Origin of the sequence: Xenorhabdus mauleonii (assembly GCF_900113945.1) — a bacterium.
Lineage (GTDB): Bacteria > Pseudomonadota > Gammaproteobacteria > Enterobacterales > Enterobacteriaceae > Xenorhabdus > Xenorhabdus mauleonii.
Genome location: NZ_FORG01000005.1, coordinates 65,691 through 89,488, shown reverse-complemented (window position 1 = coordinate 89,488; position 23,798 = coordinate 65,691). Strand labels below are relative to the sequence as shown.

20 protein-coding genes and 1 pseudogene are annotated in these 23,798 nt (G+C 44.0%); 11 read left to right on the top strand and 10 right to left on the bottom strand.

Annotated features, from left to right (window positions below):
- Positions 1-98: 98 nt before the first annotated feature.
- Both BM100_RS06625 and BM100_RS06620 read right to left on the bottom strand, forming a co-directional pair.
- Positions 99-1,121 carry an AbrB family transcriptional regulator gene (locus BM100_RS06625; protein ID WP_169924639.1) on the bottom strand — a complete coding sequence of 341 codons (1,023 nt, stop codon included), beginning with the start codon at positions 1,119-1,121 and terminating at the stop codon, positions 99-101.
- Positions 1,122-1,207: 86 nt separating this feature from the next.
- Positions 1,208-2,263 (bottom strand): AI-2E family transporter, encoded by a 1,056-nt coding sequence (locus BM100_RS06620; protein WP_092509169.1) that lies wholly within the window; start codon positions 2,261-2,263, stop codon positions 1,208-1,210.
- A 160-nt stretch (positions 2,264-2,423) separates the two neighbouring features.
- Between BM100_RS06620 and bepA the strand changes: the two genes are divergently transcribed.
- On the top strand, positions 2,424-3,887 hold the full coding sequence (bepA, locus tag BM100_RS06615) for a beta-barrel assembly-enhancing protease (protein WP_092509167.1): 1,464 nt from the start codon (positions 2,424-2,426) through the stop codon (positions 3,885-3,887).
- Between the two features lie 11 nt (positions 3,888-3,898).
- Positions 3,899-4,255 carry an arsenate reductase (glutaredoxin) gene (arsC, locus tag BM100_RS06610; protein ID WP_092509165.1) on the top strand — a complete coding sequence of 119 codons (357 nt, stop codon included), beginning with the start codon at positions 3,899-3,901 and terminating at the stop codon, positions 4,253-4,255.
- Positions 4,256-4,397: 142 nt separating this feature from the next.
- Here arsC and hda read toward each other — a convergent pair whose 3' ends face one another.
- The 3 genes from hda to upp form a co-directional block, all read right to left on the bottom strand.
- Entirely contained in the window at positions 4,398-5,105 is a 708-nt protein-coding gene (gene hda, locus BM100_RS06605; protein WP_169924640.1) for a DnaA inactivator Hda, read from the bottom strand.
- 563 nt (positions 5,106-5,668) lie between these two features.
- Positions 5,669-6,979 carry a uracil permease gene (gene uraA, locus BM100_RS06600; protein WP_092509161.1) on the bottom strand — a complete coding sequence of 437 codons (1,311 nt, stop codon included), beginning with the start codon at positions 6,977-6,979 and terminating at the stop codon, positions 5,669-5,671.
- 68 nt (positions 6,980-7,047) lie between these two features.
- Entirely contained in the window at positions 7,048-7,674 is a 627-nt protein-coding gene (gene upp / locus BM100_RS06595) for a uracil phosphoribosyltransferase (RefSeq protein WP_092509159.1), read from the bottom strand.
- Between the two features lie 285 nt (positions 7,675-7,959).
- Here upp and purM point away from each other — a divergent pair, with 285 nt between their 5' ends.
- The 9 genes from purM to tauC all read left to right on the top strand — a co-directional run bounded on the left by purM (position 7,960) and on the right by tauC (position 19,125).
- Positions 7,960-9,003: a phosphoribosylformylglycinamidine cyclo-ligase gene (gene purM, locus BM100_RS06590; protein ID WP_092509532.1), complete on the top strand. Its 1,044-nt coding sequence runs from the start codon at positions 7,960-7,962 to the stop codon at positions 9,001-9,003.
- Between the two features lie 128 nt (positions 9,004-9,131).
- On the top strand, positions 9,132-9,770 hold the full coding sequence (purN, locus tag BM100_RS06585; RefSeq protein WP_092509157.1) for a phosphoribosylglycinamide formyltransferase: 639 nt from the start codon (positions 9,132-9,134) through the stop codon (positions 9,768-9,770).
- Between the two features lie 462 nt (positions 9,771-10,232).
- Entirely contained in the window at positions 10,233-10,775 is a 543-nt protein-coding gene (speG, locus tag BM100_RS06580; protein WP_092509155.1) for a spermidine N1-acetyltransferase, read from the top strand.
- A gap of 48 nt (positions 10,776-10,823) precedes the next feature.
- Positions 10,824-12,893, top strand: coding sequence for a polyphosphate kinase 1 (gene ppk1, locus BM100_RS06575; protein ID WP_092509153.1), 2,070 nt, complete (start codon positions 10,824-10,826; stop codon positions 12,891-12,893).
- 3 nt (positions 12,894-12,896) lie between these two features.
- Complete coding sequence (ppx, locus tag BM100_RS06570) at positions 12,897-14,432, top strand: exopolyphosphatase (RefSeq protein WP_092509151.1); 1,536 nt, start codon at positions 12,897-12,899, stop codon at positions 14,430-14,432.
- Positions 14,433-14,506: 74 nt separating this feature from the next.
- Entirely contained in the window at positions 14,507-15,970 is a 1,464-nt protein-coding gene (gene mgtE, locus BM100_RS06565) for a magnesium transporter (protein ID WP_092509149.1), read from the top strand.
- Positions 15,971-16,511: 541 nt separating this feature from the next.
- Positions 16,512-17,501 (top strand): taurine ABC transporter substrate-binding protein, encoded by a 990-nt coding sequence (tauA, locus tag BM100_RS06560; protein WP_211284478.1) that lies wholly within the window; start codon positions 16,512-16,514, stop codon positions 17,499-17,501.
- Between the two features lie 14 nt (positions 17,502-17,515).
- A complete protein-coding gene (tauB, locus tag BM100_RS06555) occupies positions 17,516-18,280 on the top strand; it encodes a taurine ABC transporter ATP-binding subunit (RefSeq protein WP_092509147.1) in 765 nt (254 codons plus the stop codon).
- Positions 18,280-19,125 carry a taurine ABC transporter permease TauC gene (gene tauC / locus BM100_RS06550; protein ID WP_092509145.1) on the top strand — a complete coding sequence of 282 codons (846 nt, stop codon included), beginning with the start codon at positions 18,280-18,282 and terminating at the stop codon, positions 19,123-19,125. The genes tauB and tauC overlap by 1 nt, the downstream gene beginning before the upstream one ends.
- 122 nt (positions 19,126-19,247) lie before the next feature.
- On the opposite strand, the gene BM100_RS06545 is transcribed toward tauC, so the two are convergent.
- The 5 genes and pseudogenes from BM100_RS06545 to BM100_RS06525 form a co-directional block, all read right to left on the bottom strand.
- Positions 19,248-19,727 carry an Hcp family type VI secretion system effector gene (locus tag BM100_RS06545; protein ID WP_092509143.1) on the bottom strand — a complete coding sequence of 160 codons (480 nt, stop codon included), beginning with the start codon at positions 19,725-19,727 and terminating at the stop codon, positions 19,248-19,250.
- 392 nt (positions 19,728-20,119) lie between these two features.
- The gene (locus BM100_RS06540) at positions 20,120-21,412 is read right to left on the bottom strand and encodes an MFS transporter (protein WP_092509141.1); all 1,293 of its coding nucleotides are present in this window, start codon (positions 21,410-21,412) and stop codon (positions 20,120-20,122) included.
- A 76-nt stretch (positions 21,413-21,488) separates the two neighbouring features.
- Positions 21,489-22,637, bottom strand: coding sequence for a galactonate dehydratase (gene dgoD / locus BM100_RS06535; RefSeq protein WP_092509139.1), 1,149 nt, complete (start codon positions 22,635-22,637; stop codon positions 21,489-21,491).
- 25 nt (positions 22,638-22,662) lie between these two features.
- Positions 22,663-22,857, bottom strand: a pseudogene (locus tag BM100_RS06530) (2-dehydro-3-deoxy-6-phosphogalactonate aldolase); the annotation flags it as partial.
- A gap of 5 nt (positions 22,858-22,862) precedes the next feature.
- The gene (locus tag BM100_RS06525) at positions 22,863-23,432 is read right to left on the bottom strand and encodes a 2-dehydro-3-deoxygalactonokinase (protein ID WP_092509135.1); all 570 of its coding nucleotides are present in this window, start codon (positions 23,430-23,432) and stop codon (positions 22,863-22,865) included.
- Between the last annotated feature and the right edge of the window lie 366 nt (positions 23,433-23,798).

Sequence of the window (23,798 nt, the reverse complement as noted above, 5' to 3'; positions counted from 1 at the left end):
GATTGGCTAATTGCTCTAGCATCATTCCCCCGTTTGCCTAACGGGGGAATTTCACCAATCCTTACCTGCTCCTTACATGGCTCGATACCTGCCGAAAATTAGCTCTTTTTACGCCGCCCCTCTATTATCACGACTATTACCGGCACGATATGAAGTAAAGACATGCGTATAATGTGGCTTGCCATAACAATACCAACATTCACTTTCATCGCCATTGCGGCAAATAACATGGCTTCCATGCTGCCGGGAGCCCAAGACAGAACCAATAAATATATCGGATAATCCATCCATTGTGCCGCCACTATAGCCACCGACACGGTGACAACCAAGGCAATAAACACTGATTGCAAGGAATTCCAGATATTACTGATAAGTGCTGATCCGGAGAAAGCATTAAAATACAAACCTATCCGCATTCCCATCAATGCCATAGATAATAAACTGAGCAATTCAGGCATCTTCAAATTAATACCAGAAAAATAATGCACAACACTTGCCACAACCAGTGAAGTCAACATATAAGGTGCCGGAACGCGAATACGCTCCAGCAAAACGCCGACAACATAACCTCCGATAGCAATCAGGATCAGCCAGCCAATAATTTCCGGCGTATAAACAAACGCTACTTGTTTTGCCGCCGGAGGTGGATTTAAGCCGGTAATAACCCCGGCAATAATAATAAGAACCACCAAACGAATGGCATGGGAAATAACAATTTTCTGAGGCGGTGTTTTAGAATGCTCTGTCAGCACGATGATCGCGGCCAATGCCCCCGGAACAGAACCCAGCACTGACTCTGCACGAGTCCAGCCCATTTTTCGGTGGAACCACCAATAGCCGGCACTAAATTGCAAAACCAGACATACCAATAATGCAGGGAGCAACCGTAAAATATCCTGCCCTTCTTCCATAGGCAATTCTTTGACCATCAGACCAATGGAACTGCCCAAGACAATCTGAACTATCGTCAGGCTGTGCTTTGGCGCTGTTAACTCAATTTTCAACCGGAATGCAATGATAACAGCTGCAATGGCTCCGAACATATAAGCCAAAGGTACCCCTAGCAGTGACAGAATCCACCCCAAAAATACACAGGGAATAATCCCTAATAGCGATTTCATTGCCATTCCTTATTTAGTTTAGATTTTTCATTCTTATTACAGACTAGTTGTTATTACTGGCGACGACGCTAAATCTTAATGGCCTCTTATTCTGTTTTTTCTTCCGGCCAGACATGAATAATGGCTTTGATTAACGTAGCCAGCGGGATTGCCAAGAAGACACCCCAAAATCCCCATAATCCACCAAAAATAATGACGGAGAGAATGATAACAAGCGGATGAAGGTTGACCGCTTCCGAAAATAGGATGGGGACAAGGAGGTTACCATCTAATCCCTGTACAACTAAGTATGCAATGAACAACGTCCAGAAATCTGCTCCAAGCCCCCACTGAAACAGTGCAACAACAATAACCGGAATAGTCACCAGCACCGTACCAATATAAGGAATTAACACCGATAGACCGACCAGGACTGAAAGCAGCAAGGCATAATTTAATCCAAAGAAAGCAAATACCGCATACGTACAAACTGTCAGAATAAGCATTTCCGTGACTTTGCCACGAATATAATTCGTAATCTGCTGATTCATCTCATTCCATAGTTCACCAGCCAATCCATAGTTGCGAGGTAAAACACGCTGCAATGCCGCTACCATTTTATTTTTGTCTTTTAACAGGAAAAACACCATTAAAGGAACAAGGATCAAATAAATCGCCAGAGTCACCAAACCAATTAATGAGGCCACTGAAAATTTAAAGACAGATTCGCCCGCCAGGGAAAGTTTACTGCGCAGGTTATCCGCTATCATGTCGATGATACCTGCATTAACCAGCTCAGGGTAACGTGCAGGCAGGGTGAGCGCATACTCATTAAAGCGATTTAACATATTGGGCAAATCAGAGAATAGATTCAATCCCTGTTGCCATACCGTTGGTGCAACAATCAAGATAATTAATGCGCTGATTCCCATAAAAACAATTAATACAATTGAAACGGAGAGCACACGGCTGCATCCTAATTTTTCTAGTTGCATTGTTGGCCATTCCAGTAGATAAGCCAGTACAATCGCGGCAAGAACAGGAGCCAAGATCCCATTGAAAAAATAGATGATTCCAAACCCTACCAGTAAAATGACTGATAGTGTAACAACTTGTGGATCAGTAAAACGACGCTGATACCATTGCATAAGCATATCCAGCATAAATCAAACTCCTTGATGGCGATATTCAATGATTATTTTTACTAAAAATTATTCAGTTCGGCAGGTTTTAGGTTACCCTTTGCTATCATACACGCATTCATGGAATTAATAGCTAATTGGAGTGCTTGTCTTACCAGGATTGTTTTACGGGGATCGTTTTATGAGAAAAATGCCGAAAAAGTCTCTGATAGCCATACTCGCGAGCCTGTTATTATTGGGGAATCCCCCTGTTTATTCAGCACCAACTGAAGATTCATTGCCTGATATAGGTACGACAGCAAGCTCAACACTCAGTGTCAATCAAGAGATGGCAATGGGGGATTTGTCTATCCGTTTTATACGAGCCCAATCGCCGCTGATTTATGACCCGCTATTGACAGAGTACATTAATAAATTAGGCCAAAGGTTGGTCAACCACGCTGATTCAGTAAAAACACCATTCCATTTTTATTTGGTTGATAGCCCCAGCATTAATGCTTACGCAACTTTTGGTGGCAATGTTGTTCTGCACTCCGCTTTATTCCGCTATAGCAGCACTGAAAGCGAACTGGCATCGGTCATGGCTCATGAAATCTCCCATGTAACCCAGCGGCATTTAGCGAGGTTCTTCGAAGACCAACAACGCAAGACCCCCTTCGCTTGGGCTGGCGCCCTCGGTTCCGTCCTGTTAATGATGGCCAGTCCACAGGCAGGTATGGCGGCTCTTAGCGGTACACTTGCAGGCATCAAACAAAACATAATCAGCTTTACCCAATCAAATGAGCAAGAAGCTGATCGCATTGGGCTGCGAATTCTCAGCCGGGCGGGGTTTGATCCACAGGCTATGCCTATGTTTATGCAAAATCTAGCCGATCAATCTCGTTACAGTTCCAAGTTGCCTGAGATCTTGTATACACACCCATTACCAGATAACCGACTGTCAGATGCCCGAAACAGAGCCAATCAATATCCGGCCAAAATTGTTCCTGAATCGCAGGATTTTCTATTTGCCAGTATCCGTATCCTGACAATGTATTCGGCAGAACAAAATTCTTATACTGAACAGCTATTGAAAAAATACAGCCAAGGCACAGCCAAAGAGCAATTGGCAGCAACTTATGGGCGCGCGCTCTTGCTGTCTATGGATAAAAAATATGCTGAGGCCAAAACTGTCTTATCGCCCTTGTTGGATAAATACCCGGATAACGTTTGGTTTATCGATGCCATGACTGATATTGACATCGGCCAAAAGCAATACACCAGTGCAATTGCTCGATTGCAAAATGCACTGAAAAAGCAGAAAAATAACCCGGTATTACAAATCAATCTGGCAAATGCTTACCTTCAGGCCAAACAGTATTCACAGGCATCGCAGTTGCTGTTCCGCTATACCTTCAATAATCCTAACGATCTCAATGGCTGGACATTACTGACAGAAGTGGCGGGGAAACAAGGCAAGCCCAATGAAGAACTGGCCGCCTATGCAGAAACCATGGCATTACAAGGGAAGTTTGATATTGCCATTGCATACCTCAGCAGGGCCAGCGCAATGGTAAAACTGGGTAGCCATGATCAAGAAAGGTATGATGCCCGCATTGATCAATTACGCCAGCTGCAACACAATTATGAGCAATATTATAAATAAAGGATTTTTACATGCGACAAGTGACTTTCTACCACAACCCTCGCTGTTCAAAGAGCCGTGAAACACTCAAGCTAGTTGAAGAGTTGGGCATAAAGCCGGAAATCATTCATTACCTGGAGACACCGCCGACAGTGGAACAACTTTCTGTCCTGCTGAAACAACTCGGGTTTGATGATGCCCGCCAATTGATGCGAACCAAGGAAGAGCGGTATAAAGAACTGAATCTTGGCGATGGTTCGTTATCCCAAGAAGCCCTGCTACAGGCAATGGCTGAAAATCCAAAATTGATTGAACGCCCAATTGTTGTTGCCGGCAATAAAGCTCGTTTGGGCCGTCCGCCTGAACAAGTCAAAGAAATTCTGGGCTGAATATCCCAAATGAACAAGCATTTTCAATGAACGGTCACCTTTAGGAAAAAACGTTCTGAAAAGTGATGAAACAAAAAAGTGATAGGAGACTACTCTCTATCACTTTTTTATCTGAAACTCATTTTACCTGCCACTTATCAAATCAAAGCTCAAGGATATCTTTCACAAACGGGATAGTGAGCTTACGTTGTGCCACAATGGATGCCCTATCGAGTTCATCCAACGTCTTAAACAATGTTTGCATTTCTCTATCCAACCGTTTCAATACAAAACGCCCGACATCCTCAGGTAATTCAAAACCCCGTAATTTTGCCCGCAATTGCAACGCCTGGATCTTTTCATCATCAGACAAAGGCTGTAATTTGTAAATTTGCCCCCAGTCCAAACGAGATGCCAGATCCGGCAATGTCAGGTTGATCTGGCGTGGAGGACGATCACCCGTGATCAAAAGACACGTCCTGCCAATTTCAACAATTCGGTTATAGAGATTGAAAACCGCCATCTCCCATTCTTGATCGCCGGCAATACACTCAATATTATCAATGCAGACCAATGACAAATGCTCCATGCCATCAAGAACTTCGGGAACAAAATAGGCACGTTTATCCAGCGGTACATATCCCACAGCTTCTTCCTGTTGGGACAATTCGGCACAGGCTGCGTGAAGCAAATGACTCTTGCCCCCGCCATCACGGGACCAAAAATAGATATAATTGCCGTGTGACTGACTGATGGCCAATTTTATTGCAGCTAATAAGGTTGAATTCTCACCTGCAAAGAAACTGGCAAACGTTTCATCATCGGGCAAATATAACGGTAATGAAAGCTGCGACGGTGTATTCAGAAGCACCTCAAACAGAATGGATAACGAACAGCGCTAAGTCTACCACAAAAAGCCCCTATAAATGAAACGAATGCTTTGCTTAAAATGAGCGGGAATTGGCAATGACAATCAATCGATAAAATGGATAATTTACAACCAGTAAAGAGAGACTTTTTCAGAATATATTTCATTGCCTATTTGATGGGTAAAATTGCGAAAGAGCTTTGTTCGTTTATATCGCTCTGTAAATAATAATAAATTCAGAAAGGCGTTAATCGAAATTTGTTGGGGATTTTATTTTGAGAATATTTCGCCTGTGCTTTTTATTAATTGACAAAAAAACATTTATTTTTAGTTTTCAAGAGGTACTGCAATAACAATCCAGAACCATCAGTGAATATGGCATATGAAAAGAGATAATTAATGCCCATGATGTTAAAAGAAAGTTAAATAAATACCTCCAATCTCCACATAATAGAATAAATTCGCCCATGAAAATGACTTACCAAATGCAAATAAATTTACAAATAAAAAGCAAAAAGGGCGCCAATGGCAGCCCTTTTTGTCAGAATAATTCAATTAGGTATAACTTATTCTGTGGCTTCGCTTTTTTTATCATTGCCAATCGATTCTACAGACGCATTAATGTACGGCTCATCTGGACGAATAACGCTTATCAATTTGAACAGCAGGCTCAGGCCAATACCCACGACCGTTGCAAGCGCCATGCCTTTTAACTCCGCTGCACCAATTTGAATTTTCGCCCCGCTCACACCAATAATCAGAATAACGGAAGTCAGAATCAAGTTTTGTGCTTTGCTGTAATCGACTTTTGAATCAATCAGAACCCGGATACCGGATGCACCAATAACGCCATATAACAACAGAGAAACTCCGCCCATTACAGGAACAGGTATCATTTGAATCGCTGCCGCCAATTTACCCACGCAAGAGAGCAATATTGCCAATATCGCAGCACCGCCAATCACCCATGTGCTGTATACGCGGGTCAGTGCCATGACACCAATGTTCTCACCATACGTTGTGTTAGGCGTTGAACCAAAGAAACCGGAAAATATTGTTGAAAAACCATTGGCGAACATGGAACGGTGCAGACCCGGATTTTTCAGTAAATCTTTCTGCACAATATTTGCCGTTACCACCAAATGGCCGACATGTTCTGCAATCACCACAAGCGCTGCTGGCAAAATAGTCATGATGGCAAACCACTCAAAGCGCGGGGTATAAAAAGTTGGCAAAGCAAACCAAGGCGCTTCGCGTACTGGTGTTATATCTACAATTCCCATGAAAAATGACAGTGCATAACCCACCAGAACACCAATCAGAATTGGGATAATCGCCATAAAACCACGGAATACCACCGAACCTAAAATAGTGACACCCAATGTCACCATAGAGACAGTCAGGTTGGTCATATTAACTTCAGCGCCTGCTGCGGGACGCAAACCCGCCATATCAGCAGCCACTCCCGCCAGCTCCAGACCAATTACCGCAACAATCGCTCCCATTGCCGCAGGCGGAAACATGACATTGATCCACCCTCTCCCCGCGACTTTAACAATTAGGGCTACCAAACAGAACAAGAAACCACAAACAATAAACCCACCCAAGGCTAATTCATATCCCAAAGGCAATAACAATAATACCGGGGAAATAAAGGCAAAGCTGGAACCCAAATAAGCAGGAATTTTCCCTTTGCAAATCACCAAATACAATAATGTTCCAATGCCATTGAATAATAAAATAGTGGCAGGATTTACTTTAAATAAAATAGGCACCAAAACAGTAGCGCCAAACATGGCAAATAAATGCTGTAAACTTAATGGAATAGTTTGCGCCAGAGACGGCCTCTCATCTACCCCAATAGTTCTACGGGTCATTACTCATATCCTCTTGTATCATCTTGCTGGAAACAAAAAAAAGCCGACTTTTCAGCCGGCTATAAATCTTATTTAGTACCGAATAATTTGTCGCCGGCATCTCCCAAGCCGGGGACAATATATCCATGCTCATTGAGCCGTTCATCAATTGAGGCGGTATACAGTTCAACATCTGGATGCGCTTTTTCCAATGCCGCAACCCCTTCAGGCGCTGCAACCAGAACCAGTACTTTAATTACCGGGCATCCCGCCTTTTTCAATAGATCAATAGTGGCAATCATTGATCCCCCTGTCGCCAGCATTGGGTCAACGACCAATGCCATGCGTTCACTAATGTCAGAAACCAATTTCTGAAAATAAGGTACAGGTTCGAGTGTTTCTTCATCACGGTATACGCCAACGACGCTGATCCGTGCACTTGGAATATTCTCCAGCACACCATCCATCATACCCAGCCCTGCACGCAGAATAGGCACTACCGTAATTTTTTTCCCTTTAATCTGGTCTATTTCTACCGGACCACACCATCCCTCAATGGTCACTTTCTCAACTTCTAAATCAGCAGTTGCTTCATATGTCAGAAGACTACCCACCTCTGATGCCAATTCACGAAATCGTTTTGTGCTTATATCATGATCTCGCATCAGACCAAGTTTATGTCTAACTAGTGGGTGTTTAACCTCAACGATCTTCATGGGTTTCTCCTAATATAGCCGGCAGATAAAAAAATCGCGGGATTATACCTCCTTTTCGGCATTGCGCCACTATCAATCTACTGATTTTTATCAACTCCAGCTATTTTTCTCTATTTATTATCTGACAGGAAACACGTATAAAGCTATCGCAAACGTTTGCTTAGACTGATAGAATCATTTCCGTTCTGTTTTATACCCTTTGGGTTTCAAGATGCAGATAACAAAACTGCAATTTGCAAAACAACAGGTATATTCATTCAAATGCAACCGCCTGGGAGCTACGCAGTGACCAACAAAACCTCTCTTAGTTATAAAGATGCTGGTGTCGATATTGATGCTGGCAATGCCTTAGTCGATCGTATTAAAGGTGTCGTAAAACAGACCCGTCGCCCTGAAGTGATGGGAGGATTGGGTGGTTTCGGTGCCTTGTGCGCCTTGCCACAGAAATATCGTGAACCTGTACTGGTTTCCGGTACGGATGGGGTTGGTACTAAGCTGCGTTTGGCGATGGATCTGAAACGCCATGACACCATCGGGATTGATTTAGTGGCCATGTGTGTCAATGATTTGGTTGTTCAGGGTGCAGAGCCGCTTTTCTTCCTTGATTACTATGCCACAGGCAAACTGGATGTTGATACCGCCGCCAGTGTTATTACCGGTATTGCGGAAGGCTGCAAACAGGCAGGCTGTGCACTGGTTGGGGGTGAAACAGCCGAAATGCCCGGTATGTATCACGGTGGAGATTATGATGTCGCAGGCTTTTGTGTCGGCGTGGTGGAAAAATCAGAAATCATTGATGGCAGCCAAGTGCAGGTGGGTGATGCATTGATTGCGCTGGCATCCAGTGGGCCGCATTCCAATGGCTACTCCCTGATCCGCAAGATCCTCGAAGTCAGCCAGACTGAACCTGAACGTATTGAACTTAACGGAAAGTCACTCGCAGATCATCTGCTTGCACCGACCCGAATTTATGTCAAATCCATTCTTGGATTGATTGCCGACGTTGACGTTCATGCCATTTCACATCTAACCGGCGGTGGCTTCTGGGAAAACATCCCGCGCGTCCTGCCTGAAAATATGCAGGCAAGAATCGATGCTGCGAGTTGGCAATGGCCGGAAGTATTTACGTGGTTACAGCAAACCGGCAATGTCAGCGATCATGAAATGTACCGCACATTTAACTGTGGCGTGGGGATGATAATTGCGCTACCTCAATCTCAGGCTGATCAGGCAATTTCATATTTGAAAGCAGCAGGAGAAGATGCATGGCAGATCGGTACAATTGCAGAACTCAATGCAGATGAGCAACCGGTTATTATCAGTAAATAATTTAGTCATACATAAATTATTCATGCATAAATTATGTACCGGATAGATTTCATGTTGCAGTCCATAAAGCTGCAACTTGAAAAACAGCGGATATACCGGTCAATGAATTATTTCAGCGAAATACATCCATGAAAAAAATTGTTGTTTTAGTTTCTGGGCACGGCAGCAATCTTCAAGCCATTATTGATGCCTGCCAGCAAAACCGAATTAATGGGCACATAGCTGCCGTATTCAGCAATAATGCTGACGCCTACGGCCTGCAACGAGCCATGCACGCAGGCATTCCAAGCTGTTTCCTTGATCCCAAGGCCTATCCCGACCGCGCCAGCTACGATATCGCCCTGTTCAAGGCGATTGATCAATATCAACCTGATTTAGTGGTCTTGTCAGGCTACATGAGAATTTTATCACCTGATTTTGTTCAGCATTATTATGGGCGTTTACTCAATATCCACCCTTCCCTGTTACCCAAATATCCCGGCCTGCATACCCACCAAAAAGCCATTGAAAACGGCGACAAAGAACACGGTACATCCATCCATTTTGTTACTGAAGAGCTGGATGGCGGCCCTATTATCTTGCAAGCCAAAGTTCCTATTTTTGAGGATGATAAGCTCGAAGATGTTATCCAGCGCGTCCAAAGCCAAGAGCATAATTTCTATCCCATGGTGATTGACTGGTTCTTGAATGGCCGGTTGTCAATGAAAGGGCATGCCGCAATAATGGATGGAAAAGTGTTGCCGCCACAGGGCTACGCATCTGAATAATCTGGGCTATCAACGGTTATCTCTCTTTCGGGTTCATACCTTGTCTGGCTGCAACTTAAAAGAGAGATAGACTCTTAAAAATATTATTAACACAATCATCATTAACATATTGTATTAAGACATAGCTTTGCTGTAGGTTATTATCTCTTATTAATTTATTTTTCTCGCTCAAATAATTTTGATAATTCACCATCTGAAAAATATTAATCTGGAAATAAATATTTATATTGCAATAATTAGATAATGAAAATATGCATACCCTATTGATTTCAAGATGCGCCGCGCCGACAAGAGAACGAATTTGCCCGACCAAAGGCCGAGAGGAAAGAGCCTTTCAGTCACCTTCCGGAGCATAGATAACCGTCTATTTATAAAAACGGTGGCCGGAGTGAATGAACGCAGCCAACAAAGAGGCAACTTGAAAGACGATGGGTATAGAACCCAGAAGCACTGAGGTATCCAATGTCCGGTGATGTAGAAAACCCTGCAATAAAATTACGTCCTCTTGAACGGGAAGATCTCCCTTTTGTTCATCAGATGGATAATAATGCCAGTGTCATGCGTTATTGGTTTGAAGAGCCTTATGAAGCCTTTGTTGAGTTATCCGATCTTTATGACAAGCACATTCATGATCAAAATGAACGTCGCTTTATCATTGAAAGCCTGAACTCCAAAGTGGGTTTAGTGGAAATAGTTGAGATAGATTACGTCCACCGCCGTGCTGAATTCCAGATTATCATTGCTCCTGCTTACCAAGGGCAAGGCTATGCGGCAATAGCCGTCGAACTCGCAATGGAATATGCTTTTGCTGTTTTGAACCTCTATAAACTGTATTTGATTGTTGATAAAGAGAACACCAAAGCAATCCATATCTATAAGAAACTGGGGTTCCTGACTGAAGGCGAACTCATCGATGAATTTTTTGTGAACGGCTCTTATCATACAGCCATTCGGATGTGCACTTTCCAGCACAATTATTTTGCCAATAAAGCCCGTAAGTCCTAAACCAGCACGCTGGTTCATAAACTGAATGGAAAATCAAACGGAGTAGTAATGTCCCACGATCGTCTCTATACCGAAAAAGAACTCAGCTGGCTCTCTTTCAACGAACGTGTACTTCAAGAAGCGGCTGACAAAAGTAATCCGCTGATTGAAAGAATGAGGTTTTTAGGTATCTACTCCAATAACCTGGATGAATTCTATAAGGTTCGCTTCGCCGACGTAAAACGGCGCATTCTTATCAGTGAAGAACAGGGTTCAGCCACCAGTGGCCGCCAGTTACTGAGGAAAATCGAAGCCAAAGTTGCCAAAACCGATCAGGAATTTGACGAACTGTACAATGATCTGCTGCTGGAAATGGCCCGCAATCAGATTTTTTTAATCAATGAGCGGCAAATATCCCCGAATCAACAGATCTGGCTGCGCCAATATTTTCGCCAGCACCTGCGCCCGCACATAACGCCAATTGTTATCAATCCGGGAACTAATTTAGTTGAGTTTCTAAAAGATGACTATACCTACCTGGCCGTTGAAATTATCCGCGGGCAAGACACCCAATACGCACTGTTGGAAATTCCCTCTGACAAGGTTCCTCGTTTCGTTAACTTGCCGCCGGAAATGCCTCGCAAGCGCAAGTCAATGATATTGTTGGATAATATACTTAGGTATACGTTGGATGAAATATTCAAGGGGTTTTTCGATTACGATGCCTTGAATGTTTACTCCATGAAAATGACCCGTGATTCTGAATATGACCTTGTCTCAGAAATGGAATCAAACCTGCTGGAATTAATGTCTTCCACTTTAAAACAGAGGCTGACGGCAGAGCCTGTGCGGTTTGTGTACCAGCGTAATATGCCTGACGAAATGGTGGAATTACTGCGCAGCAAATTAGGCTTGTCGAATGATGACTCGGTGATTGCAGGCGGCCGATACCATAATTTCAAAGATTTCATCAAATTCCCCAACGAAGGCAACCGGAATCTTTTGAATAAACCCATGCCGCGGCTGCGCCATACTTGGTTCGACCATTTCCGCAATGGTTTCGATGCCATTCGCGAAAAAGATGTCCTGCTTTACTATCCTTACCATACATTTGAACATGTACTGGAATTGTTGCGTCAGGCTTCTTTCGATCCAAGTGTTCTCTCAATCAAGATCAATATCTACCGTGTTGCGAAAGATTCCCGCATCATTGACTCCATGATCCATGCGGCACACAACGGTAAAAAAGTTACGGTTGTGGTGGAATTACAAGCCCGCTTTGATGAAGAAGCCAATATCCATTGGGCAAAACGGCTTACCGAAGCCGGTGTACATGTTATTTTCTCTGCCCCAGGCCTGAAAATTCACGCGAAGCTGTTTATCATTTCCCGCTTAGAAGGCAGCGAGATTATTCGTTACGCCCATATTGGCACAGGGAATTTCAATGAAAAAACGGCGCGGTTGTATACCGATTATTCTCTGTTGACGGCAAAACCGGAAGTCACCAATGAAGTCCGCCGGGTATTCAACTTTATTGAAAACCCATATCGTCCTGTCACTTTCGATAATCTGATGGTCTCCCCCCAAAATTCACGTACTATGCTGAATCACCTGATCGATCAAGAAATCGAAAATGCGAAGGCCGGCGAGATCTCTGGAATTACCCTAAAAATCAATAACCTTGTCGATAAAGATTTGGTAAATAGACTTTATGATGCTTCAGGGGCTGGAGTCAAAATTCGTCTTCTGGTGCGGGGCATGTGCTCTTTAGTCCCCAATCAAGCCGGTTTTAGCGAGAATATCCAGGTCATCAGCATCGTGGATCGCTTTCTGGAACATGATCGCGTTTACGTTTTCACCAATAAAGGCGATGAAAAAGTCTTCCTTTCATCAGCTGACTGGATGACCCGCAATATCGATTACCGCATTGAAGTTGCCGTTTGTCTGCTCGATCCCATGTTGAAACAACAAGTTTTGGATATCCTTGATTTGCAATTCAGCGATACGGTCAAAGCCCGTTATATTGATAAAGAGTTGAGCAATCGCTATGTTCCGCGCGGGAATAAGCGTAAAATCCGTGCACAAATCGCTATATACGATTACCTGAAAAATCTTGAACAACCAGAAACAAGAGCCTGATCTATGCCGTTGAAACACGACACCCCCATACCTAAGCCCCAAGAAATTGCCACAATCGATTTGGGTTCGAATAGTTTTCATATGGTAATCGCCCGCATTGTCAATGGTGCAATACAAGTTATCGGACGGTTAAAAAAGCGGGTGCATCTTGCCGATGGCCTGAACAGCAAAAATGAACTAAGCGAAGAGGCTATCAACCGGGGGCTTGCTTGCCTTTCTCTGTTTGCAGAGCGGTTGCAGGGTGTTCCGGCGGATAATGTCTGTATGGTGGGCACCCATAGCTTACGTGAAGCGACCAATGTTCAAGAGTTCTTGAAACGGGCAAAAGAAGTTATCCCCTATCCGATTGAAATCATTTCTGGTCATGAAGAAGCTCGCTTGATCTTTATGGGCGTTGAACATACACAGCCCGAAAAAGGCCGGAAACTGGTGATTGATATTGGGGGCGGCTCCACAGAATTGGTCATTGGTGAAGATTTCGAGCCGTTGTTGATTGAAAGCCGTCGCATGGGTTGCATCAGTTTTGCCCACCAATTTTTTCCGGACGGCGTGATTAGTGAACTCAATTTTTGTAAAGCACGGCTTCAGGCAGCACAGAAACTAGAAAATCTGGTCTGGCAATTTCGCTCCAAAGGCTGGGATTTTGCCTTGGGTGCATCAGGGACAATTAAAGCCATTCATAAATTATTGGTGGAACAGGGTGAAAAAGATGGCCTGATCACACCAGAGCGGCTCAATATGCTGGTAAGGCGCATTCTGAAATACAAAAATTTCGATGCGCTGGATTTGCCGGGGCTGACCGAAGATCGCAAACATATCTTTGTGCCCGGTCTTGCAATTATGTGCGGCATTTTCGACGCCTTGCACATTCAAGAGTTACGCTTGTCTCAAGGAGCGCTGAGGGAAGGTGTGCTTTACGAAATGGAAGACCGCTTTCGCCATCAAGATATCCGCCAACGAACCGCCAAAAGCCTTGCAGAACACTACAATATTGACCGGGATCAGGCCGACCGCGTCTGGAATACCGCCAAAAACCTTTATGAACAATGGGCAGAGCAAAATCCCCAACGAGTACAACCACAACTGGAATCGATTCTATTGTGGGCGGCCATGTTGCATGAAGTTGGTTTAAGCATCAATTTGAGTGGGTTGCAACGCCATTCCGCTTATATCCTGCAACATACCGACCTGCCGGGATTTAATCAGGAACAGCAATTATTGCTGGCAACACTGGTACGCTACCATCGCAAAGCCATTAAGGTAGATGATCATCCCCGCTTCTATCTGTTCAAGAAAAAACAGTATTTACCTATACTTAAAATATTACGATTGGCAACTCTGTTGAATAATCAACGCCAATCCACCACAACACCTGATACACTAAGGCTGGAAACCGATTACGGTCATTGGGCACTCTACCTGCCAAAAAACTACTTAACGCAAAACGCCCTTGTGCTGCTCGATTTAGAAAAAGAGCAGGATTACTGGAGTGATGTCACTGGCTGGCACTTACATATCAAAGAAGAGGAATCGTCTTAACGGTTTCAGTTGATTACGCTAAGTGCGAGCACTCAGTTTTGCCTTATTTTTTGCCTTACTGAAAAGGTACACCAATGTTACAGCCGGCTTTTACACCTGACAATTCAGCCATTGCCAATCAGCATTCCCAGAAATTGGCGCATGCCCGTCAACGTCTGCTTTCACTGTTTATTGACGATAAATTATTTGTTGAGAAATTATTGGCTCAGACAGACGCTTTTTCCAGCGTCAGCGATGAACAGTTACTTGAAAAAATAGAGGAAACCAAAAAGTTATTGCTCAGCCTGCATGCTGCTGATATTGCCGATATTCTGGAAGCGTTGCCTTATGATGAACGCCTCGCTTTATGGCGGTTGATAGACAATAACCAACGCGGTGAAGTTTTGGTGGAAGCCTCTATCCCTGTCTGGGATAACTTGATCAAAGATATGTCTGATGTTGAGCTATTGCGCTCTATCGGCACGCTGCATGTAGATGAACAAGCTTATATCGTAGAGCACCTTCCCCGTGAAACAACTCGCCGACTGCTGACTTATCTGGAACCAAGCCAACGCAATCGCATTCGCGAAGTATTGCAGTACCACAAAGATAGTATCGGCCAGATGATGGATTTTGAATTTGTGACCGTACGGGGAAACGTAACACTGAACGCAGTGCAACGCTTTTTGCGTTCCCGTGGCTCTATTCCAAACACGACAGATAAAATCTTTGTTATTGATCGTAAAAATCGCCTTCAGGGAGAGCTTCTCCTTACCACATTGTTGACCAACGCTCAGGATAAACTGGTTGCCGAAGTCATGAATACAGACACGGTGACTTTCTCACCTGAGCAAAAAGGCGAAGATGCCGCGAGCGCATTCGAACGTTACGATTTAATTTCCGCAGCCGTGGTAGACAATAATGGTCGTTTGATGGGACGCCTGACCGTTGAAGATATCGTTGATACATTAAACGAAGAAACAGATACCAATATCCGCCGCATGGGGGGTCTGAGCCGGGAAGAAGATGTTTTCGCGCCAGTCGGTCAGGCGGTGAAAACCCGCTGGACATGGTTGGCCATCAATCTATGTACGGCTTTTGTGGCTTCAAGGGTTATTGGCCTGTTTGAGCATACTATTTCACAACTGGTTGCCCTCGCAGCGTTGATGCCTATTGTCGCGGGCATCGGGGGAAATACCGGAAATCAGACAATCACCATGATTGTTCGTGCTCTCGCGCTTCACCAAATCCAACGGGGCAGCTTTTCTTACCTGCTATTGAGAGAGTTTGGTGTCGCCTTGATCAACGGTATTATTTGGGGCGGGATCATGGGAATTGTCACATATCTGCTCTACAGTGACCTTGCTATGGGAATTGTGATGACGATGGCGATGATATTGAATCTCCTGATGGCGGCGCTGATGGGCGTACTGATTCCGTTTATTATGATGAAACTGGGAAGAGATCCCGCAATTGGTTCCAGTGTGATGATTACCGCCATTACCGATACTGGCGGGTTCTTCATCTTTTTGGGGCTGGCGACATTATTTTTGGTGTGAACATATCCCCATAGGTTTCCAGATACTGCATAACAGCAAGTGAACGAACTTTTCCAGCTAAAGGCTGGTTCTCAGTGAGAGGCAAAAACCTCTCACTTATCCCAAGAACATCATTTCAAAAATACCCCCCAAAAACTTAGTGGGAAAACTTACCGAAATCGCATCAATCGATTTAAATTTCCCAGTTTAAAAAATAAAAAGTATGGCTCTTATTAAAAATATTCGCTGAAAAGATTCATTCATCTCATTTGAGTAATATTAAAATTATTGCAAATTAATTTCTTTCTTGCCTTTAAAACAGCATAAGACACACCACCAAAATATATAAAATAACTAAAAAAATCAAAATATTAAAAATTTAACCCCTCAGCTTAAACTGATAATTACGTCCTGATTCTATCCAAAAAAAATCATCATTTTCTTCTATTATCACAAAAAAATATAAAAAATATTTTTATATTTCTTTAAATATTCTTACTCTTCGAAATAAATAGAAGTATTTAATTCAGATAACAATCCAAATGTGAATTAGGAGAGTTTTGTGAGAAAAATCCCATTTCTATTGTTGATATCTTTTTTGTTGCTTTTTACCACCTCCTCTCAGGCAAAAGAAGCCAAAGTCACTATTGCCTGGCAATCCATCGCCGATCCCGCAAAAGTCGCCCAATTTAATCGCTCCTTTGAAAAAGAGGTAAAGGCCAATGTTCAATGGCGCAAGTTTGACAGCGGCGCGTCCATTTTAAGAGCCATGGCTTCCGGCGATGTACAAATTGGTTACATTGGCAGCAGCCCATTGGCGATAGCAGCAAGCCGCAAATTACCCATCAAGGCATTCTTGATTAATTCCCAGATTGGTCAATCCGAATCCTTTGTCGTGAGGCCACAGATACGCCAGCCAGAGCAACTGAAAGGCAAACGCATTGCCGTGCCTTTTATTTCCACTGCGCACTACAGCCTGCTTTCCGCCTTAAGGCACTGGGGCATAGCACCGGAAGAGGTGAAAATAGTGAACATGCAACCTTCTGCTATCGTGGCAGCTTGGAAAAGGGGGGATATCGACGGTGCCTATGTTTGGTCTCCATCCTTAAACGAAATCACGACCACTGGACATGTTTTGACCGACTCAAACCAAGTCAGTCAATGGGGAAACATGACACTGAATGTCTGGGTTGTCCGCAATGACTTTGCCGAAAAACATCCCAAATTAGTCACTGAATTTACCCGAGCCATACAAAATGAAAATAATCGCTACCTCAGCAACCCTCAGCAATGGCTGGCTGCTCGCGAGAACATTGCGGCTATTGCCTCATTCAGCGGATTACCGGCAGAGCAAGTGGCACATTGGGTTGAAGCAAACCATTATTTCGGAATTCAGGAACAACAAACCTTGTTGCAGCAAAAAATACCCGAAGTGATTAAAAAGACCACCCAGTTTTTAACGCAACAAGGAAAATCGTCAGACATAAAAAGGGATTACCACGAATATGTGACTGATGCCTTTATTCATCAAGCCTATCCGGCTAACCAATAAGAGAGGTGTTCGATATGCTCTCCATTAATCACCTCAGTATGAAATATCAGGATAGATTGGTATTGAACAATATCAATTTTAATATTGAACCTGAAAAATTCGTTGTGATCCAAGGGCCTTCTGGCTGCGGAAAAACGACATTACTCAATCTGATCGCAGGTTTTTTACAACCTTTTTCCGGACAAATTCTACTGGACGGTGTTCCCCTGACCGGGCCGGGCCAAGATCGCGGAGTGATATTCCAAGGCGATGGATTAATGCCGTGGCTGAATGTTATTGATAACGTAGCACTCGGTTTAAAATTCATCGGCGTCACCAAACAAGAACGGCTGGATATCGCCCGTGATCTGCTTATTCAAGTTGGGCTGGCCGAATATGAAACCGCCCAGATCTGGCAACTTTCCGGCGGGCAGCGTCAACGCGTGGGCATCGCCCGGGCATTGGCCATTAACCCACAGATATTACTGCTGGATGAGCCTTTTGGCGCCTTGGATATCTATATCCGGGCACAAATGCAGGAGCTGCTGTTGAAGCTATGGCACAGCACAGGCAAACAGTGCTTACTTATCACCCATGATATTGAAGAAGCAATATTTATGGCTGAAGAACTCTATCTGCTATCTTCTTCGCCGGGCCAAATAGTTGAACGTCTGACGCTGGATTTTGGTCGTCGCTTTATACAGGGAGAAAGCAGCCGTCATATAAAATCTGATCCACAATTTATTGCCTGCCGTGAATATGTTCAGGATAAGATTTTCAATGACTTGGGGGGCAAATAATGCGCTCTCAACAAGAAAACACTTTGTCGGTATTGAATATCCATCGTCGTTACCAACGTTTGATCGGATGGTTGTCTGCTTCATACCTTGGATTGCGGATCATTTCTGTCTTCGCCTTGCTGCTGATCTGGTGGTTTATCACAGAAAAAGGTTGGGTTGATCCTATCATTCTACCCTCCCCCAAACAGGTTATTGCCCAGCTTGTCAGCGCCGCGGGTGATCTCGGATTTATGGGTGTTACTCTCTGGGAACACCTTTGGGCCAGCCTGAGTCGAATATTACTGGCCTTGCTGTCTGCGGTGATTATCGGCATCCCTGTCGGTATAGCGATGGGCATCAGCAAAAAGATACAGGCTATTTTAGATCCCTGGATTGAATTTTATCGCCCTGTCCCTCCCCTTGCTTACTTGCCTTTGATTGTGATTTGGTTTGGCATTGGGGAATTTTCAAAAATATTGCTGATTTGGGCATCAATGCTGCCTCCGGTCATCCTATCAACGGTTGCCGGCGTACAAAATGCGAACGTTACCCGAATCAGGGCGGCGAGATCGCTGGGGGCAAACCGCCGCCAACTGCTGACAAACATTATATTACCCAATGCATTGCCTGAAATTCTGATTGGTTTGCGAATTGGGCTGGGTGTGGGTTGGTCTACTTTGGTTGCGGCTGAGTTAATTGCAGCAACACAAGGGCTGGGGTTCATGGTGCAATCTGCTGGTGAATTTTTGTCAACCGATATGGTCATTGCCGGGATCTGTGTGATAGCGCTTATTGCATGTACGCTTGAATTAGGATTGCGGGTATTGCAAAAACGTTTGGTTCCTTGGTACGGGGCAAAACAGTAAGCCCACCATTGACGATGGGCCTGTGAAGCCTATTTCGACAATGACACATGATTTGGTACGGTATTTAGCTTGATTCAATAATAAAAAAACGCCGATGTTCAAATCGGCGTTTTTTCCAAAGATTAATATACCCTATCGTCCCAAACACTGTATCCAGATGTTCCCGCCATATGATGATGGCAAATAATGTCTTTATATTTAATAGAGACTTTCTCTTCGGGTTGCGCTTCCGAATGATTGGCGCTGTGTGGATAATTCGGTGATAGCTCAATGATTGTCGCATCACGGCATTCAATAGAATAATATAATTCCTGCGCCCCTGATTGTGCTGTACGATAAAAATCAAATTTCAGATTCAATGTTTCATTATCCGAAATTGCCATCATTAATAATGGTGACGACTTATCTTGCGGCTTTATAAATACAATTGGGCTATGGTTAACATTTTGCTCTCTGTGAATAGAATGATGGAGATTCAATACAAATATCTCATTTTCATGACCAACCTGATATTTATTACCGATGGACTCAACAGAAGAGCAACCTTGTGAAATCACCCCCTGTTTGTCTCCTTTCAATGTTAAATAAATAATATTTGCCATAAAAACTCCCTGTTATGGTTAGTGGTTAAGCTGCATTAAGTGGGGTAAAACAGTGCTAATATATCCCTAAACATGGTCACTTGGGTAGATAAAAAGTGATGATATTCACTCTAAATAACGTTTATACCCTATTAACTCCAAGCTTCAGGAAGCGACGTATTATCATCCCGCGTCGCGGGATGGTAATACATGCACCTTGAAGTACGAGGCGTATAAATATCTTATTTACTCGCAGCATTTACTGGAATTGAAAAAATATATTCTTTTCATTCTATTTTTATATTTATATTATCCCAATCTCCTTTAAATATTTAATCTCAAAAACCGCCTTGAGATTAATCTAATATTTGAAAATGACAAAATTAATGGCGGCGTATAGCAGCCGCCTTATTTTAATCAATCCGTTTAATTTCCCCCACCAGAAAAATATAAGAAAAAGACCCGATCAACGCGACAACCGAGATATAAACCAAGGCAGGGGAAAAACCATGGTTCTGCGCTAAATATCCCACCACCAGCGGAACGGTGATCCCACCCAATCCACCAATGAAATTGAATATCCCTCCCGTAAGGCCAATTAAATGTGCGGGAGCCAAAGAAGAAACAAGTGACCAAGTGATAGAAGACAGCCCATTGCCAAAAAATGTCAGCGCCATTAAGGACGTGATCAGCATGGGATTATTTGTATAATTTGCGCCAACAATACATGTTGAAATCAACAGGCCACAAATGATGGGCGTTTTACGCGACAAACTCAAAGAATGGCCTCTCTTAACCAGTTTATCTGCAATCCAACCGGATAGAAGCACCCCCACAAATGCCGCCAAAAAAGGAACCGTTGTCATAAAACCGACCTTAAGTGCAGCAATCCCTTTTTCTTGGGTCAAATAATTCGGAAACCAAGTTAAGAAAAACCACAGTGTCGAACCCAGAGAAAATTGGCCCAGGTAAACACCCAGCAATTTGCGATTAAACATTAATTTCCAATCTTTTTTCGTCAAAGACAAATTGCCTTTTTTCTCTGCACGACTCTCACCATCCACCAAGCCACGGTGTTTACGGATATAGTCAAGCTCTTGCTGATTGAGCCTTTTGCTCTTATTCGGGGGCTGATAAACCTTCATCCAGATAAACGCCCAAATAATCCCGATACCGCCAGTGATAATAAACACCCAACGCCAATTCATAATTTCCTGAATCCAAATAAGTAACGGAGTCAAGAAAGCCAACCCGACATACTGACCGGAAGTATAGAAAGCGATCGCTGAAGCACGTTCTTGTTCAGGAAACCAACTGGTCACAATGCGGTTATTGGCTGGAAATGCCGGAGCTTCGAAAATACCGGTCATTGCCCGTAAGCCAATCAAGGATAATAAACCTGTGGCAACTCCCTGCAAAAGGGTTGCCACAGACCAGCCTAAAATGGCGACAAAATAGATCAGCCTGGAGCCAACTCGATCAACAAGCCAACCGCCGGGAATCTGGCACAGTGCATAGAGCCAAGAGAAAGCAGAAAAAACGTATCCCATCTGGGTTTTATTGATATCGAATTCTTGCTGAATATGTTCGGATGCAACAGCGAGATTTGCTCTGTCAACATAGCAAATAACCACTGTGATAAAGAGGATTACCAAAGTCAGGTAACGGCGGTGAGCCAGTCTTGTCGTCGTATTCGAAATGCCCATACGCCCATCTCCCAATCTTCACTGCCAAATCTGGGCATAACCCTTACCAACACTGTAAAACTGTCAGTGCCGTGGATCACCATTCAGCTACGGAGCCATCATCATGGCGCCACAGCGGATTACGCCAATCAGCAACATTTTGGCTGCGGAAAATAACTTGTTCCTCATCGATTTCAACGCCCAATCCCGGCTTTGTCAGAGGGTAGAAATGACCACCTGTCATATCGAAATCATTTTTATTTCTCACAAAATCCAAGAGTTCTGCGCCCTGGTTATAATGGATCCCCATACTCTGTTCTTGGAAAATCGCGTTGCGGGAAACAAAATCGATATGAAGGCAGGCAGCGAGTGCAATCGGGCCGAGCGGGCAATGGGGTGCCAATGCGACATCATAGGCTTCAGCCATAGATGCAATCTTATGACACTCCGTAATGCCACCCGCATGAGAGAGATCAGGTTGCAGAATGGACACGCCCCCATTTTCCAAAACACGCTTGAACTCAAAGCGAGAAAACATGCGTTCCCCTGCTGCAATCGGGATATGTGTTTGAGCCGCCAGGCGAGGATAATATTCTGCCTGCTCCGCCAGAACAGGCTCTTCAATAAAGAGTGGACGATAAGGCTCCAGTTCATGGATTAACACTTTCGCCATCGGGGCACTGACCCGCCCATGGAAATCCAGCCCGAATTCTATCTGATGACCAAACGCTTCCCGAATTTGTGCCACAACACTGACGGCTGCATCCACTTTTCGAGCAGTGTCTATTATTTCCAGCTCTTCGCAGCCATTTAGCTTGAAGGTATCAAAACCTATTTTGCACAAGTTTTCGATACCTGCAATGACCTCCGCCGGACGATCTCCCCCTACCCAACTGTAAGCTTTGATTTTGTCCCTCACCAATCCCCCAAGCAGTTGCCAGACAGGTGCCTTTAAAACTTTCCCTTTGATATCCCAGAGAGCCTGATCAATTCCGGCAATGGCGCTCATCAAGACAGGCCCGCCGCGATAGAAACCGCCCCGATACATCACCTGCCACAAGTCATTAATTCTGGCCGGATCCTGACCAATAAGATATTCCCCCAACTCATGAACGGCCATTTCAACCGTGCGCGCCCGTCCTTCAATGGTAGGTTCTCCCCACCCAACAACCCCGTCATCTGTTTCCATTTTCAAGAACATCCACCGCGGAGGTAAGCGATACGTTGTGAGTTTAGTGATTTTCATTGCACACCTCTTATTGCATTACCTTTTATCGATTACTTTTTATTTTTTGCTTTGCTGCTCTGTATGCCTTCACAAATGTCATGGCTTTTTCTTTGGTGCGGTTGGCCGGTTGTCCTGCACGGTACAAATCACTCCCCAGCCCCGCGCCCAAACAGCCCACAACCAACCATTCATGTAAATTTTCCGGCGTCACGCAACCCGCGCAAAATGGCAATGAAGGAAAGATTAGTTTGCCAGTTCATATGCAATATTCCTTATGCCTGCGAGAAATGCAGCATCACCCTCAACTAACTGGGTTGATAATTGGAAATAGTTAAATGCGGCCTGATAACGGGCTGCCAGTTTAGGTTCCGCCACAATAGTGATCGGTTGTGCATGAAGAGATTGATTTGTGCCACAGGCAAGCTGTTTCGTCATGGTTGCCACTTCATGGCCAATCAGCAACCCGGACAAAAATTCGCTGACAAACTCAGCAGGCAACGCTTTTAAGACATGTGCAGCGCGGACTTCAAAGAGTTGTGGTAACAAAGCAGGAGATTCGATACCACGCAATAGCCCTGAATTAAATGTACCGGCATCCGTTTGCTGCTCAGGCAAGCCAGCCATAATGACTGGCAGGTCAGAATCTTCTCGCCAACCTGCTGTAATCTCAGCCAACACTGTTATGGGTGAAACACCTTTCAGCTTTGTCACACCTGCCTCTGATTGGCGACGTTCTAAACAGACCTCATCATCGAAAATCCAGGCACGCAGATTTGTGGAGCCCCAATCTATAGCAATGTAGCGGAATGTCATATTCATGCCCCTTATTCGCAGGTGCTTGAAATATCGCTTAATGTTTGTAACAAGATGCAAATGATAAAGATGTCAGTAATTAGGTATAAACAACAAGGTATTGGTGTTGATAATAAGATGTTGGAGAAAATACTTTACTGGTGATAAATCGGACAGGCTGGACACTCTGCCAAGGTCTTTGCCAAAAATAGAATATGGCGCCAATAGAATGTAGTGAAAATAGTATGTAAATATATATGTAGTGGAAATAATACGTAGCGAAAAACAAATGAATCACAAAGTGGGTTCACTCTATCCTGATTTAATCCAGTTGAACCTCAACGTTGATCACAAAAAACATAATCCGTGGCTTTTGATAGCTCAAAC